At 71.6% G+C, this 15,284-nt stretch carries 13 protein-coding genes and 1 pseudogene; 8 read left to right on the forward strand and 6 right to left on the reverse strand.

Going from position 1 to position 15,284, the window contains the following annotated elements; all coding sequences use genetic code 11:
- Positions 1 to 91: 91 nt before the first annotated feature.
- The 4 genes and pseudogenes from CP981_RS36455 to dacB form a co-directional block, all read right to left on the reverse strand.
- The gene (locus CP981_RS36455) at positions 92 to 1,339 is read right to left on the reverse strand and encodes a globin domain-containing protein (RefSeq protein WP_085926012.1); all 1,248 of its coding nucleotides are present in this window, start codon (positions 1,337 to 1,339) and stop codon (positions 92 to 94) included.
- A 142-nt stretch (positions 1,340 to 1,481) separates the two neighbouring features.
- On the reverse strand, positions 1,482 to 1,931 hold the full coding sequence (locus CP981_RS36460; protein WP_085926011.1) for an RrF2 family transcriptional regulator: 450 nt from the start codon (positions 1,929 to 1,931) through the stop codon (positions 1,482 to 1,484).
- Positions 1,932 to 2,036: 105 nt separating this feature from the next.
- A pseudogene (locus CP981_RS36465) lies at positions 2,037 to 2,381 on the reverse strand (ADP-ribosylglycohydrolase family protein); the annotation flags it as partial.
- A gap of 5 nt (positions 2,382 to 2,386) precedes the next feature.
- Complete coding sequence (gene dacB / locus CP981_RS36470) at positions 2,387 to 3,994, reverse strand: D-alanyl-D-alanine carboxypeptidase/D-alanyl-D-alanine endopeptidase (RefSeq protein WP_085926010.1); 1,608 nt, start codon at positions 3,992 to 3,994, stop codon at positions 2,387 to 2,389.
- Positions 3,995 to 4,388: 394 nt separating this feature from the next.
- On the opposite strand from dacB, the gene CP981_RS36475 reads away from it, so the two are divergent.
- From CP981_RS36475 to CP981_RS36485, 3 genes are all read left to right on the forward strand, one after another.
- Positions 4,389 to 5,900 carry an alpha/beta hydrolase gene (locus CP981_RS36475; protein WP_244329959.1) on the forward strand — a complete coding sequence of 504 codons (1,512 nt, stop codon included), beginning with the start codon at positions 4,389 to 4,391 and terminating at the stop codon, positions 5,898 to 5,900.
- Positions 5,901 to 6,008: 108 nt separating this feature from the next.
- Positions 6,009 to 6,266, forward strand: a complete 258-nt coding sequence (locus CP981_RS36480) for a hypothetical protein (protein ID WP_085926008.1) — start codon at positions 6,009 to 6,011, stop codon at positions 6,264 to 6,266.
- Positions 6,251 to 7,207: an ATP-grasp domain-containing protein gene (locus tag CP981_RS36485; protein WP_244329960.1), complete on the forward strand. Its 957-nt coding sequence runs from the start codon at positions 6,251 to 6,253 to the stop codon at positions 7,205 to 7,207. Before CP981_RS36480 ends, CP981_RS36485 begins: the two co-directional genes overlap by 16 nt.
- A gap of 70 nt (positions 7,208 to 7,277) precedes the next feature.
- On the opposite strand, the gene CP981_RS36490 is transcribed toward CP981_RS36485, so the two are convergent.
- Positions 7,278 to 9,092 carry a TIGR03767 family metallophosphoesterase gene (locus CP981_RS36490; protein WP_085926006.1) on the reverse strand — a complete coding sequence of 605 codons (1,815 nt, stop codon included), beginning with the start codon at positions 9,090 to 9,092 and terminating at the stop codon, positions 7,278 to 7,280.
- 327 nt (positions 9,093 to 9,419) lie between these two features.
- On the opposite strand from CP981_RS36490, the gene CP981_RS36495 reads away from it, so the two are divergent.
- Both CP981_RS36495 and CP981_RS36500 read left to right on the forward strand, forming a co-directional pair.
- The gene (locus CP981_RS36495; protein WP_085926005.1) at positions 9,420 to 10,187 is read left to right on the forward strand and encodes a RapZ C-terminal domain-containing protein; all 768 of its coding nucleotides are present in this window, start codon (positions 9,420 to 9,422) and stop codon (positions 10,185 to 10,187) included.
- A 23-nt stretch (positions 10,188 to 10,210) separates the two neighbouring features.
- Positions 10,211 to 10,753, forward strand: a complete 543-nt coding sequence (locus tag CP981_RS36500; protein ID WP_085926004.1) for a DUF1707 SHOCT-like domain-containing protein — start codon at positions 10,211 to 10,213, stop codon at positions 10,751 to 10,753.
- Positions 10,754 to 10,821: 68 nt separating this feature from the next.
- On the opposite strand, the gene CP981_RS36505 is transcribed toward CP981_RS36500, so the two are convergent.
- Positions 10,822 to 11,586 (reverse strand): hypothetical protein, encoded by a 765-nt coding sequence (locus CP981_RS36505; protein WP_085926003.1) that lies wholly within the window; start codon positions 11,584 to 11,586, stop codon positions 10,822 to 10,824.
- Positions 11,587 to 11,873: 287 nt separating this feature from the next.
- Here CP981_RS36505 and CP981_RS36510 point away from each other — a divergent pair, with 287 nt between their 5' ends.
- The 3 genes from CP981_RS36510 to CP981_RS36525 all read left to right on the forward strand — a co-directional run bounded on the left by CP981_RS36510 (position 11,874) and on the right by CP981_RS36525 (position 15,278).
- Entirely contained in the window at positions 11,874 to 12,698 is an 825-nt protein-coding gene (locus CP981_RS36510) for an SDR family oxidoreductase (protein WP_085926002.1), read from the forward strand.
- A 206-nt stretch (positions 12,699 to 12,904) separates the two neighbouring features.
- Entirely contained in the window at positions 12,905 to 14,821 is a 1,917-nt protein-coding gene (locus CP981_RS36515; protein WP_085926070.1) for a cellulase family glycosylhydrolase, read from the forward strand.
- Between the two features lie 157 nt (positions 14,822 to 14,978).
- Entirely contained in the window at positions 14,979 to 15,278 is a 300-nt protein-coding gene (locus tag CP981_RS36525; RefSeq protein ID WP_244330107.1) for a hypothetical protein, read from the forward strand.
- The last annotated feature ends 6 nt before the right edge of the window (positions 15,279 to 15,284 follow it).

Below are 15,284 nucleotides of genomic sequence, written 5' to 3' on the forward strand. Positions count from 1 at the left end.
GCTGCCCGCACCGACCGTTGGCAATGCTGCTCCGTACGTATGGCCGTGAGCGACCCCATGAGCACCGACCCCATGCCCTGGGGTGTGGCACCTACAGCCCGAGGTCCGGGCCGAAGACCTCGTAGTGGATCGCCGTGGACGGTACACCGGAGTCCAGCAGTTGAGCCCGTACCGCCTTCATGAACGGCACAGGGCCGCACAGATACACGGTGGTCCCGGCCGGAATGGCGAGCCGTGTCAGATCCATCAGCCCGGAGCGCACGGTCACTGTGTCCACCGCGTCAGCCATGCCGCCCGTCTCCCGCCCCGCGCCCTCCTCCTCGACCCCGGCCCCCTCCTCGTACCAGAGTTCCGCCGTCGCGTCGGCGAGCTTGCCGGTGAGTCGGCGCAGATCCGTACGGAACGGGTGCGTGGCGGGGGAGCGGTCGGCGTGCGCGGTGATGATCCGGCGCCGGGAGCCGGTGGCGGCGAGGTGCGCGAGCATGCCGACCATCGGGGTGCAGCCGATGCCCGCCGACGCGAGGAGCAGGGGCCCGTCGCCGTCGTCGGGCAGCACCACATCGCCGAACGGCGGGCTCACGTACAGGGTTTCCCCGCCGTGCACCTGTGTGTGCAGATACCCCGACACCTCGCCCGCAGGGGCGCCGGACGGGCCGCCCGCCGCCACCCGCTTCACGGAGATCTGCAGCCCGCCGTCCGGCTGCCCGGACAGGCTGTACTGACGTATCTGCCGTGCCCCGTCCGGGAGTTGGACCTGTACGGAGACGTACTGGCCGGGCCGGGACGCCGGTACGGGAGCGCCGTCGGCGGGCCGCAGGAGGAAGGTGGCCACCTCGTCGGTCTCCTGCACCCGGCCGGCCACCCGATAGGGACGCCACACCGCACCGTCGCGCACGCCCGCCTCCCGCCCGAGCCGCTTCTCGGCAGCGATCAGGGCATGGGCCATCAGCCAGTACACCTCGTCCCAGGCCCGGACCACGTCGTCGGTCACCGCCTCACCCAGCACCTCGGCGATGGCCGCGAAGAGGTGCTCCCGCACGACCGGGTACTGGTCCTCGCGCACTCCGAGGGAGGCGTGCTTGTGCGCGATCCGCACGAGCATGGCGTCCGGGCGGCTGTCCGGGTGGTCGAGGAGATGGCGCGCGAAGGTGGCGATGGATCCGGCGAGGGCCTGCCGCTGACTGCCGTTGGCCTGGTTGCCGCGGTTGAAGAGGTCGCGCAGCAGCTCGGGGTGGGCGGCGAAGAGCTTCTCGTAGAAGAGCGTCGTGATCTCGTCGAGGGCTCCGCTCACGGCGGGGAGGGTGGCACGTACGGTCTCGGCGGACTTCGGCGACAGCATCGGTAACTCCGGACTCTCGAAGGGTGGGGGAGGCGTAAACATGCATCTGAGATGCGTATTTTTGGCCATGGGAAATCGGGGGTGTGGGGGGCAGGTTGGCCCGAGGGGGCTGCCCCGGACCGTGCTCGGTCGGGTCGCGCGCTCAGTCCGTGGGAGGAGCGGACGTCAGGCTGAGTAGCAGCGGCCCGGTCGGCGTCTCGACCAAGTCGGCGACGGAGAGCGGATCGAGGGAGGCGTAGAACGCTTCCTGTGCCGCCCGCAGCGCACCGCGCAGCCGGCAGCCGCCACGCAGTGGACACGGCGGATCGTCCTCGCACCCCACGACGTCATCGGCCCCCTCCAGCTCACGCACCAGCCGCCCGAGCGACCCCGTGCGCCCCGCCGTCGTCAGCGCCAGCCCGCCACCGCGCCCGCGCCGCGCTTCGACGGCACCGAGATGCTGGAGCTTGCTGACCACCTTGGCGGCATGGGTGTACGGAACCTGGACCGCGCTCGCCACCTCCCGGGTGGTGGGCGCGTCGCCTGTGTCGCCGAGCACTGCCAGGCGCATGGCGATGCGGAGGGCGATGTCGGTGCTCTTGGTGAGTCGCACAGCAGCACTCTATAGAAGTGGTATTCAAGATGCCAATTAAAGGCTGGGGGAGGCGATCCGGGGCCCACGGGGGAGGTAGAGGGCGGTGAACGCGGCGGGACCGGGTCAGGCCGCGAGGCGGTGTGCGAGCGCGAGAAGCTGGGGCGGGTCCAGCACACGGTCACCGAAGCCCGGCAGCGGAATGTGCAAGCGCGCGGTCCAGCGGGCGGGGATGGCGTCCAGTCCGTAGTAGGCGCCCGCGAGGCCACCGGTGACCGCGGCGACGGTGTCCGTGTCACCACCGAGGTCGACCGCCGCCCGGAGCGCCTCCTCGAAGCCGGCGGTGGTGCGCAGGGCCCACACGGCGGAGCCCAGGCACGGCCACACGGCCCCGTTGAACTCGGTGGCCCGGTCGGGATGCCAGTCGGGCGCGAGGACCGTGGCATACCGCGCGCGGTGATCGGGGTGGACGAGCGTCACTGCCCGCCGGCGGCCTGTTGCTGGAGGTAGGCGGCGACGTCGGCCACATCGTTGGCGATGGTCAGGACGCCGGTGATGTCGGCGGTGGGGGTGGCGGCGCCGTTCACCCCGGCGAAGAAGACATCGAAGTGGCCCTTGCGGGTCTCCAGATAGCCGGCCGTGGTTTCGGCGCCCACGGCCAGCCGGTCATTGAGAAGGTCGCCGCCGGCCGCGGTGCCGGTCTTGGCGAAGACCTTGCCCCGTGAGGGACAGCTGCGGCAGGAATCCGCCAGGGTCCCGTCGACGCCCAGGATCGGCAGCGAGGTGCGGAAGCGCCGTGCCTCGGGGGTGCGCTGCCAGTACGTCAGGATCTGCGCCATGGCACGCGGGGTGGCCCGGTCGGCCGGGTTGCCGCCGCGGCCGTCGGCGAGTTGTACGGCCTTGCGGTCGACCTGGGCATGCTCCAGGAACTTGGCCAGGACGGGGAAACCGTCGTTGCAGTTGGTGCTTCCGGTGCTGGTGGCCATCAGGCAGATCCCCAGGTTCGCCCCGAGGTTGTGGCTCACCTTGAGGATGAGCTCGGCGTACTGGGCGTACGCGGGGGAGGTGTAGCGGGCCACGGTGGGGGCGCCCTGATAGGTGCGCGGCAACTGGCGGACGGGGTTGCGTCCGACGGCCTTCGCGCGGACCTCGACGCCGGCCCGCTGTAGTGCCTCGATCAGCGCGGTGCGGCCGAAGGCGTTCGGGTCCTTGACGGCGGACACCCGGAGGACGGGCGCCGAGTCGGCGGCGATGGTGCCGGACAGCTGGATGCGGGTGCCGTCGGGGGAGCTGCTCACGTTGATGTCCGAGGGTTTGCCTGCCGCGACCGTGCGGACGGAGGACGTGACGTGGTACGGCGCGACCTTCGGGCGCCACTCCAGCCCGGCGGGGGTGCCTGCCTCGGCGCCGGGGGTGGTGAGCAGATCGATGACGTTGTCATTGATGATCAGCGGGGTGGGGACCGGATCGAGTCCGGGATCCGGCTGGAACAGCCGCGCGTCGACCACCACATCACCATCGACCCGGCGGATCCCCGACTGCCGTACCTGCCGGGCCAGCTGGTCGATACCGGCCAGCGGGTTCTCCGGGGTGAGGGTGGCTCCCGGGACGTCGTTGGCGTAGGTGTGGTCGATGGTGGTGAACGCGACGGTGCCGTCCTTGCGGGTTCTGCCGCCGAGGGTCAGATCGCCCTGCGCCACCAGGTCCAGATCGCCCTTGAGCGTCGCGTTCCGGCGCTGTCCGACGGCGTGGACCGGCGTGACGAAGCGGTGGTCGCTGCCGAGGGTGTGCCAGGTCCCGCTGACGCTGAAGAGCTTGGCCGCCGAACCGGGGATGAAGAACTGGTCGGCGTAGCGGGACTCGGTCACCTTGCCGGTCCGCGGGTCCTGTCGGAACAGGCCCCACTGGGCATGCCGGTAGTCCGGCTTCCGCATGACCGCGGCGATCCGTGGATCGATCGCCCGGGGCGTGGCGGACGGCGCCGCCTGGACCAGGCCGGTGATGACGACGCCGACGGCCAGCAGCACGCACAGGGTGCCGGCGGCACGCCGCCGGGCGGACCGCGAGGGGACGGAGGGGGACATACAGACTCCACCAATGGTGTTGTTCTGTCGCATATCTGCCGATATGCCCGCCCTGACAGTACTGCCCACGACCGCCGCACGGCCGCAGGACGTCGGCCGGGGTCCCCCGGACGCCCCAGCGCCCGGGCCCGGAGGGCGGACGGGGGAGGCGGTCGGCGCCGCGCCCCACGGCTTACGACGACCGAGACGGCGGCGGCGCGCACACGGCGAGTGCTGCCGTGCGGGGAGAGCTGTGGTGGTGCTGGTGCCACCCCGTGAACGGGCGCCAGTGTGATCGACCGCGGACCGGCGGGACGCCGAGGATTCTTGCCGTGGCCGCGCACTCCGCGCGCCGACGGGAGGATCGATGTCCGCGTTCAGAACACCACGGTGGCCGAGAGCCGCGCTGTCGGGAATGGCCGCTGCCGCATTGCTGACGGCGGCGCTGCCCACCGCGCCGCCGGCCCGCGCGGCGGACCGGTCCGGGTCGCCGGTACCGGCCCGCTACAGCCACCAGCAGCTCAACTGGCAGCCCTGCGCGGGGAAGCCGTCCCTGGAGTGCGCGCGCATGACCGTGCCGCGGGACTGGCATCACCCGGACACCGGGGCGGACCTCACCCTCGCGGTGTCCCGGCACCGGGCGACCGGCCCCGACCGGCGGCGCGGGGTCCTGATGATGGCGGCGGGCGGCCCGGGAGCCTCGGGGCTGACCCGGCCCGCGGATTTCGCCGCCCGCTCGCCCGCCGTGGGCGCCGCGTACGACGTGGTCGGCTTCGACCAGCGCGGCGTCGGCAGCAGCACACCCGCGCGCTGTCAGACCGACGCCGAGTTCCAGGACTTCTACGCCCACGACTTCCGTGACCGCTCGCCCGCGGCGCTGCGCGGCGTCCTCGGCCGCTCCCGGCAGCTCGCCGCCGGCTGTCTGCGGCGCAGCGGTGATCTGGTGCCCTGGCTGACGACCGAGCAGGCGGTGCGCGACATGGACCTGTTCCGTGCCCTGCTCGGCGTACGCAAGATCTCCTATTACGGGCCCTCCTACGCGACCTGGCTCGGCGCCTACTACGCGACGGAGTTCCCGCAGCGTGTCGAGCGCGCCGTCCTGGACAGCAACCTGGACTTCAGCGGCACCTGGCAGAACGCCGAAGCAGGCCAGCCGAGAAGCTTCCAGCGCCGCTTCGAGCAGGACTTCCTGCCCTGGATCGCCCGGTACGACGCCACGTACCACTACGGGCGCACCGCGGCCGAGGCGAAAGCACGCTGGGAGGCGCGCCGCCGCAGCCTGCGGGACCATCCGCTGACCGTCGGATCCCTGACGATCGGCCCCAACCAGCTCGACAACGCCACGATCCAGAACATCTACAACGCACAGCGGCAGTTCCCACAACTGGCGTCCGCGCTCAGCGCCCTCGACCACTGGCCGACCGCCACACCGGCCGAGCGCACCCTCGTCGGCAAGCTCTTCGGGAGCTATCTGTCCCCGGGGTTCGCCGCCACCTTCTTCTCGGTCACCTGCAACGACACCCCGTGGCGCGGCGATCTCGGCTACTGGATACGGCGCAGCGGCGAGGACACCGCGGCCCATCCGCTCGCCGGGGCGCGCGAACTCGCCTACGCGGCGACCTGCGCGGCCTGGCCGGTCCCCGCCGCACCCCGCGTACGGGTCACCGGCAAGGGCCTGCCGACCACGCTGATGCTCAACTCGGAGCACGATCCCGCCACGTACTACGAGGGCGCGCTCGCGGCACACCGTGCCCTGCGCGGTTCGCGGCTGGTCACCGTGACCGGCGGCGGCGATCACGGCCAGTATCAGAACGGCAGTGCCTGTGTGGACGGTCTCGTGAACGCCTATCTCCTCGACGGGGCCGCTCCGGAGCACGATATGACCTGCGCGGCCGGTCCGCTGCCGGTGCCGTCGGGACGCGGATAGCGGATAGCGGAAAGCCGGTACAGCGGCCCGGGAGGCGGGGGCGACCCACCGGTGGTTCAGTGGAAGGAGAGGCAAAGCCCATCCATGTGTGTTCCGAAGGTGAGAGCGATGTCTGAGTTCAACCTCGGTGATCCGCTGGACAAGAACTCGGAAGAGTTCGTCACGACACCACCCCCCGTCGTCCTCCGGGTCCAGCCGAGCGGCTTTGTGCGGCTGAAGACCCCCGAGCAACTCCGCGCATGGGAAAAGGCGGTGCGGCAGACCACCGGCCTGGAGATCGTCGCCGACAATCTCGCGGGTGTGGCCGCCGAATCGGGCTGTGAATTCGGTGAGGCAAGCCATAGCGACGCGTGCGACATGGCATGATCCTGGCCGTCTCCTTCCATGACGATCTGCATGCCGTCGCGGTCCAGCACGCGGTGCGCAGCCGCGGTCACGCTTTTCATATCGTGGAATGCGACACCATCAGCGGGCGGCAGAGCCTCTCTTGGCGCTCCCACCGCGAGGAAGCGGCCGATGGCGCCGGTGCCGCGACCGTCCTGACGTCCGAGGGCGTGCCGGTGTCTCCGGAGGAGGCGTCGTTGCTGTGGTGGCGGCGGGCCAGGGCCGACCAGGACCTCACCGGGGCGGCGGGCAGCGTCCATGAGTGGAGTCTGGTCAACAACGACTGCCGTGGCGCGCTGGGCGGAATTCTCGCGGCCACCTTTCACGGCGACTGGATTTCGCCTCCCGCCGCGACCGACCTGGCCGCCGACAAGCTGTATCAACTGGCCGTGGCGCACGCGTCCGGATTCCGGGTGCCGCGAACCCTGATTTCGCAGTCACGGGACGAGGTCATCGCCTTCACCCGGCAGGTCGGACGGACCATCGTCAAGCCCGTGGTCGGTGCCCGCGGGCCCTCCCTCTACACACGCCGGCTCGACGCCCCGGAATTGATCCCGGCGCCGTCGTTCGAGATCTGCCCCGCGACGTATCAGGAGTACATCGAGGGAAGCCGCCATATCAGGCTCAATTGCTTCGGTGACCGGATGTATGCCGCGCTGATCGAGACGACCGCGCTCGACTGGCGCCCCGACCTCAATGTGCCCATCTCCCCGTGGCCCGTTCCCGACGGCATACGGCGGCGCGTCGGCACGGTACTGCGCCAACTCGGCCTGCGCATGGGCATCGTGGACCTGAAACTGACGCCGGAAGGGGAACCGGTATGGCTTGAGGTGAATCCGCAGGGGCAATTCCTGTTCCTGGAACCGCTCACGGGGGAACCGCTGACCGAGCACTTCGCCGACTTCCTGCTCTCCGCGGCCTGAGCGGGCCCGGCCCGGACCGGCGACGGGCGGGACCCGGTGGATCCCCCGGCTGACGTGACCCGGCCCGGGATCAGGCCCGTCGCACGAGGAGTTCGGTATTGCGGTCCGCCGCGGTGCCCGCCAGCCCTTCGTGGACCGCGCCGGTCATCCCGGCGAGACCGGGTGCGTTGTAGGACAGCTCGCGGTAGAGGGACGCGAGACCGACGGCCGACAGGTCGTCGAAGTCCGTGTGGTGCGGCGCGGCGGACTCGATGAGGGTGGTGAACAGGGACAGCGTCCCGTCGTGGTTGTCGACGAGTTCGATGACCCGGGCATGCTGCGGATAGTCCACATGGGAGGCGGTGTTGACCTCCCAGAAGGAACGGGCGGCCGTCGGGTGGGCGTGCGGCGTGATGCGGTTGATGTGGCTGTGGCCGTTGATCCACGCGACCACGTTCGGGAAGCGGCTCAGCAGGGCGATGACCTCCTCGCCGTCATGCCGCCGCTCGTCCGCGCGCGCCGCGTCGGGCCGCCGGGTCATGCTCGGGCTGTGATGGTGGCTGAACACCAGGATGTGCGCGTCATCGGCACCGGCATTGCGCACCAGCCGCCCGTCCGCGTCGTAATGGCGGGAGCTGTGCGCGGCCAGCGTCCGCTCCAGCCACTGGAGTTGCTCGGTGCCCAGTGAACCCTCGTAGTGGCCGCTGCGGTAGGTGGTGTCGATGCTGATGCCGACGACCCCCTCCGCCACGGGGAAGGAGTAGTACATCCGGTCGCCGTCGAGGTGGTTGTCGGTGTAACCGTGTCCGACAGGTCCCGCGCCCGCGAAGGCCGGGTTCAGGTGCGCCCGCAGATACTCGTGCGGGGTGGCCATGCGCCGGCGCTCGTCGGGGGTCACGGTCCGGGCCCGGCCGGCGTTGCGGGCGAGGATGTCCTTGAGCACCGTGCTCTTGGGGTCGTCGCCGGAATCCAGCACCTTCTTGAACGCGGCGACATCGGTGTCCGGTACGGAGAACAGCTTGCGCGCCCCGGTGATGTACTCCGTCAGCGTCGGGTCCTGCGGGGTCAGACAGCCGCCCGGCAGGTCGTCGTGGTTGCCGGGCGTCGAGAACCACGGCATCCGCAGACCGGGGCTGGTGACCGGACGCATCGCGGCTTCGAGGTAGCCGGGTATCTGCGGCAGACCCCGTTTCTTGTCCTGGTCGCGCAGGCCGTCGTCCGGATGCCAGTACAGGGGGAGACCGGAGTTCTGCACGCCTTCGAAGGACGCCGGGTCTCCGGTGTTGGGCGTGATGCGGCCGCCGCTCATGAGGGTGAGGAACCACTCCAGTTCCACCATGGAGTGGTTGTCGATGTTGTCGCCCGTGGACATCACGAACGCCGGCGGACGGCCCGTGTGCGGTCCGCCGCCGAGCGCGTTGGCCTGCTCCACCAGCGAGACCGAACCGGCCACCGACAGCGCCTCCTGCGCCCGCCACGACCCCGGCGACCCGGCGCGCAGGAACTCGCTGCGCAACGGACTCTGGACGTCGACCACATGGAGGTCGGTGAACTGGACGAAGCACGCCAGGGGGGTGCGCCGGTCCTGGCGTCCGGTCGACGCGGCGGCGAGTTCACCCCGGACGACCAGCGGCCAGCCCGGGCCGGAGGTGAGGCGGCGGTAGCCGCTGCTGCCGACGAGGCGCGCCGCGGTGTCCAGCGTGGTGACGCCGTGCGGTGCCGCGCGGCGCACGGCGGGGCGGGCGGGCGCGGTGCGGGGGAGCGTCCGTGCGTGTCCGGCGCCCGGCGCCGCGCTGCTGCTGCGCCGGCCCGGCAGCGCCAGGGCGGCGCCGGTTCCGGCGACGGCGGCACCGGAAGTGAGGAGGAAGTGACGACGGTTGGTGGGGATCTGGGTCATACCGGCCATGCGGCCCTCCGTGCCGTGGCGGGAGGCCCGACCACAGCGGTGTCACCAATCGGAATGTCTCATTCCAGAGCGTGAGCGGTGAGCGTGACCGGTAGCTGAACGAACCCGGAACGCGGTACACCCATTGCCTGTCGGTTACCGGCCGCCGTTCGCCCGGCCGTGCCGACCGGGACGCCCCGCTCCGAATCCGCCGCATGGCGACGCGATGTCCGGTACATCTGTCGAAGGCAAACCGCAGGGAAACCTGCCGCCCGCCGACGGCGACGGCGACGCGGGCTCAGGTCTCCGCCCCGTACCGTCCCCCAGTTCCCCACGGCAGGAGAGCCCATGGCCAGCAGCCCCGCCCCGATCCGTATCACGTCCTACGGTGCCCGCTGGGGCGCCCCGCCCCGGCATGACACCGGCGCCCTCGTACTGGACGTCCGGGACCGGATGTGGGACCCGGCCGACACCGCGATCACCGAGCCGCTGGTCGTGCTGACGGGGCTGGACCCCGAGGTCCGTGACTATGTGCTGTCCGCCCCGGACGCCCGGCAGACCGTCGAGCGCACCGGCCGTCAGCTGCTCGCGCTCCACCGGGCCGCCACCGACGAGGCGGTGCACCTCTACGTCGCCTGCTGGTACGGCCGCCACCGGGCGCCGGCCGTCGCCCGTGCCGTCGCCGACTGGCTCGCCGAGCGCGGAACCGCCGCCGATGTCGAACACCGTGACATCGCCCGCCCCTTGATCCACCGCGAACCCGCGAGGCAACTGGAGGTCTGCGCCTTCTGCCGGATGGCCGCCGGCACGGACCCCGTCCCCCTCGTCCGTGACTGGCCGGACGCCTTCGCGATCGTGCCCCGCCGCCCGGTCACCCCCGGACACCTCCTGGTCATTCCCCGCCGCCATGTCCGGGACGCGACGACCGACCCCGCCGTGACCGCCGCGGTGATGCAGCGCGCCGCGGAGCTCGGCGGAGAACTCCCGGAGGACCTGAACCTCATCACCGCGGCCGGTCCGGCGGCGACCCAGACGGTCTTCCACGCCCATGTCCATCTGATCCCCCGACGCCACAGCGACGGCCTGCCACTGCCCTGGACCCCAGGGCGTCAGTGACTCCGCACCGCTAGAGTCGGACCGTGACCCCGTTACCGGAAAACCTGCCGCCACGGATCAGCGAAGACGACCGCGACACGGCCGTGCAGCGCCTACAGGACGCGTACACCCAAGGGCACCTCTCGCACGAGGAGATGGACGCACGCCTCCACCAGGCACTTACGGCCGAGACGCCCGGCGAGCTCGTGGTGGCGCTGTCCTCGCTCCCTGCGGAGGACGCGGGGACCACGGCCACGATCGGCGCCGCCAGCGGACGGATCCGGCGGCGCGGCGCATGGCGGGTACCTCGGATGCTCAAGGTCGAGTCCGCCTTCGGAAAGGTGCATCTGGACCTGTCCCGGGCGGTGATCGAGCATCCGGTGGTCGACATCGAGCTGCAACTCGGCTCCGGCGGAGCCAAGATCACCGTGCCTCGTGACGCGATGGTCGAGGTCGAGGCGCTGCGCACGGTGTGGAAGGACCCGCTCTACAAGACCGGGCAGCGCTCCGGCACCGGCGGACCGACGATCCGGATCTCCGGAACCATGGAGTTCGGACGATTGAAGATCCGCCACGCGCGACGCTGAGGTCCCGACCGGCACCAGGTCCCTCTCCGTCCGGCACGCAGCCGACGAGCCGACCCGCGGCGCCCGGATCACCACTCCCACGGCACCTCTCCGCCCGCGACCCCGGCCGAGCGGCGGCCCGCATCGGCCGAGGGCGGGCGATGGCCCAGGTTGAGGGCGGTGCCGAGATCGACGGACCGGTCGAGAGCGGCCTCGATACGGGCGTGGAGCAGCGGGCCGCCGCCGGAGAAGCCGGTGGTGCCGAGGGCCGCGTTGAGCTTTGCGGCGGCCGCCGCGGTGACCGTGATGCCGGTATCCATACGCAGCGCCGCGGCATGGGTGTCGATGGCGGAGGCGATGGCGGGGCGGGTGAAGGTGCCCACGGTCATTCTCGGGCCGCGGTTCAGCTGGGCGCGGAGGGTGCCCTGGCCGAGGTCCACGGTGAAGCCGGTGACCTTGACGACCTTCTTGGTCGTGCGGTTGACCAGCGCGATCCCGGCGTCGGCCAGCCGCAGCTCGCCGCCGACCTTGCCGCCGCTGTTGGTGACCGCACCGCCCTTGATGCGCAGGCTGATGCCACCGGAGTCGTGGTGCGGGGTGACGGTGCCCCGGGCGTCGACGTCCGCGAGCGCCACGCCGCGCGCCTTGAGCGCGGAAAGAAGGGCGGGTGGCGTGGCGAAGCGGGCCGAGCCGCCCTCGACGGGGACCTCGGTGTGACCGGCCGGGCGGGCCGGGACGGGCCGGTGGCCCGGCGGCGGGGTGGTGGCGGAGGGCTGTGCCGGGGCCGGGGTGGCGGCGAGAAGAGCGGTGGTGAGCGCCAGAGCGGAGGCTGTGGCGAGGTGGCGAGCGCGCATAGGTGTCCCTTTCTCCGTGTGACTTCTCCGTGCGACCGAGTGCCGGAATCGGATGCGGGGGAATCCCCGGCCGACGGCCGGCCGACGGGGCATCCGTACCGTGATCATCTGGTTACTTTAAGTGCGCATCTGCGAGGTCCCCGGCAGCCCGGCCCGGGACTGGGCCAGGTGCCGGAATCCGGTGCTTCGCAGAGCTGTGCGGGCCCGGGCGGCCACCCGCGGGCGAGGTGTCGAGGCTGGTGATCCGGGCGTCGCCGACGCCGGTAGCTGCCCTACCGTAGGGCGCCATGAAGGTTCTGATCATCGGTGGCAGCGGGTTCCTGGGGACGGCACTGGTGCGCCGGGCGACGGCTGCCGGCTGGGGGACGGCCGCGACGTACTGTTCCCGCCCCGGCAGCCTTTCCGCCGCCGCGTGGCATCGGCTCGACCTGCGCGCCCCCGGGCACCTCGACGAGGTACTGGCCGCGGCCGATCCCGATGTGGTCATCAACGCGACGAGCGGAGGGAGCGACTGGGCGGTCACCGCCGACGGCTCGATCCGGGTGGCGATGGCCGCGGCGCGACGTGGCTGCCGTCTGGTCCATGTCTCCAGCGACGCCGTGTTCTCCGGCTCCCCCACGCACTACGACGAGACCTCTCTGCCCGACCCGGTCACCCCGTACGGCGCGGCGAAAGCGGCCGCTGAGACCGCTGCGCGGCTCCTGGCGCCGGCGGCCGCGGTCGTACGCACCTCATTGATCATCGGGCACGGCGGTTCCGAGCACGAGCGCCTGGTCCATGCTCTGGCGGTCGGCACCCACGACGGGGTCCTGTTCACCGATGACATCCGCTGCCCGGTGCATGTCGACGACCTGGCCTCCGCTCTGTGGGAACTCGCGGTGTCCGACGGGGCCGGGGTCTTCCACCTCGCCGGAGCGGACGCCGTCAGCCGTCATGAACTCGGCGTTCTCATCGCCCGACGCGACGGACTCGACGCCGGCCGGCTGGCTGCCGGGCGCCGGGCCGACGCCCGTATGCCCGGCGCCCTCGACGTCCGCCTCGACAGCAGCGCCACGCAGGCGCGCGTCCGCACACGGCTGCGGGGAGCCCGGGAGTTCCTCCAAGTGCGGTGAGCGGAACCGTCGTTGCGCGTCGGCAGCCGCGGCTCGATCCGCCTCCCAGGGGTATGGCCACCTCAGCCACTCGTCGGTAACTTGTCCCTGGCCGTCGGCGCTGCCCCTGCCGAGCGGCCGCTTGTCGGACGAAGCCGGCGAGCACACCCGACGAAACAGGCGATGACGTGCAGCCGCTCTTACGTTCCGTGTGCCGTGCCCTGGCGATGTGCCTCGTCGTGACGGGGCTTGCCGTCCCCGGGGCGGCCGCGGCCCCGGCCCTGCCGGCTGCCTCCACGCCCGGACCGGCAGCCCCCGGGAAGGCCTCCGAGACGTGGACCGCTCCGCTCTCCACCCGAGGCCGCTATATCGTCGACGCCGACGGCCGGCGCTTCCGGCTGAAGTCCGCCAACTGGGACGGAGCACAGGGCTCCTGGAACGGTTCGGGCGACCTCAACGACCCGGCGGCCCACCACAGCGGCCAGAACTCCCACGGCATTCCGCTCGGCCTCGACCGGGTGGGGATCGCCGAGCTGCTGGCCGACTTCCGGGCGCTGGGCCTGAACAGCATCCGGCTGCCGTTCTCCAACGAGATGCTCCGTGCGACGGCCCCCGTGCCGGATGCCGCGGTCGCCGCCAACCCGCAACTGCGCGGCAAAACACCCCTGCGTGTCTTTGACGCCGTGGTCGAGGCGCTGACCGCGGGCGGCTTCGCGGTCATTCTCAACAACCACACCAACACCACCCGCTGGTGCTGCGGGCTCGACGGCAACGAGCGGTGGAACAGCCGCCAGTCCACCCGGCAATGGGCCGATGACTGGGTATTCATGGCCCGCCGCTACCAGCACAACAGCCGCGTGGTGGGGGCGGACCTCTACAACGAGGTGCGCCGTGACGTCCTGGACGACCCCAACTGGGGCCTGGGCGACGGCCACGACTGGCAGGCCGCCGCGCAGGAGGCGGCCGACCGGATCCTCACCGAGGCCAACCCCCGTCTGCTCATCGTCATCGAGGGCATCAACTGGACCGGCGTACCGGTGGACGGTCTGCCGCACGGCCGTCCCACCCTCGCCCCGGTCCGTACGCTCTCGCACACCCTGGTCACCTCCGGGAAGCTCGTCTACTCGGCCCACTTCTACGGCTACACGGGCCCGCACCACAGCGGCGCCACAGGGGTGGGGGAGACCAGCGACCCCCGCTACCAGGACCTGACCCGCGACCAGCTCCGTGCCGTACTGCACGACCAGGCGTTCTATGTCTCCGAGGAGAGCGGTCAGCATTTCACCGCACCCCTGTGGATCAGCGAATTCGGCGTCGGCTCCGAGGAATCGGGACAGGCCGCCCGCGCCTGGTTCGGCAACCTCACGGACTATCTCGCCGACACCGACACGGACTTCGCCTACTGGCCGCTCGTCGGCTGGAGCACCGACGGCCAGGGCCGGCCGGCCGGGGACAACTGGGCCATGCTGCGGTACGACGACGCCGGGCGCCGCAGCGGAATCCTGGACGGCGACGACTGGCGGGCGGCCGCATGGCACCGGCTCATGACCGCGCCGCAAAAGACGGGACCGGTGCCACCGACCCCCGCCTGGCACCTGCTCACCACCGACCACCGTGACTTCGTCCAGTCCCTGAGCGCCCGCTCCCTGGGCGACTGGGACAGCGGCGCCCGCAAAGCGGCCTGCCCCGACGGCGAACGGCTCATCGGCCTCAGTCACACCCGAGGCCGCGGGCTGTGCACCGACGCCCCCACGGCGCGCCCGCTGCACACAGCCGGCAGCGTCCCCACCGTGGTGCGGGACGAGCGCTATGTTCCCGCCGGCGGGGACTGGGCGCCCGGCTACAGCAAACTCCAGTGTCCCGACGGCCACTTCCTCACCGGCTACAGCCTGCGGGGCGAGAAGGTCTCCGCCGCGTTGTGCGCACCGGCCCGCACCGCTCTCGGCACGGGCGGCAGCACCCTCTGGTTCGACCGCGGCGACAACCGTCCGCCCGGTGACCCCGGTGGCGACTTCGCGCACGGCCACTACAAGGGTCAGTGCCCCTCCCGCTCCTATGTGGCAGGCATCGCCTACACCCACCGCATCGGCCACCTGGGCCGCCCCGACGCCCTGCTCTGCCGCCCCCTGACCGGAGAGAACTGATTCCTGGTCGTACGGCCCGCGCATCGCGGGGGCCGCCCACGACGTGGCGAAGGAGCACCGCCGGCTGCCATGGCTGGCCCCCTCGCTCCCGGTTGCCGTACCGGGGCCGCTGGGGGGAACCGGAGTGACCGATGCCCGGAATGATCGTTCTCAGGTGATGAAACGTACCCTCACCACCTCGTTGCTTGTCCTGTCCTGCCTGGTCCCGGCCGCTCCCGCGCAGGCCGACGGCCCCGAGCGGATGCCGCAGGTGGCAGGCCAGGGCCTGGTCGCCGCCTACCGGGCGCTGAACTTCGACACCTCCGTCCAGCTGCGGGACGGGCGCGGCGCGGGCCGCCATGTGCTGTGGCCGGCGAGCTGGAAGGTCTGCTCGCAGAGCCCGGAGGCAGACGCACCCCTCCAGGGCCGCCATGCCACGCTCACCGTCGTCAAGACCCATGAGGCGTGTCCGGTCTGACACACC

The sequence above is a fragment of the Streptomyces platensis genome (genome assembly GCF_008704855.1).
Classification (GTDB): domain Bacteria; phylum Actinomycetota; class Actinomycetes; order Streptomycetales; family Streptomycetaceae; genus Streptomyces; species Streptomyces platensis.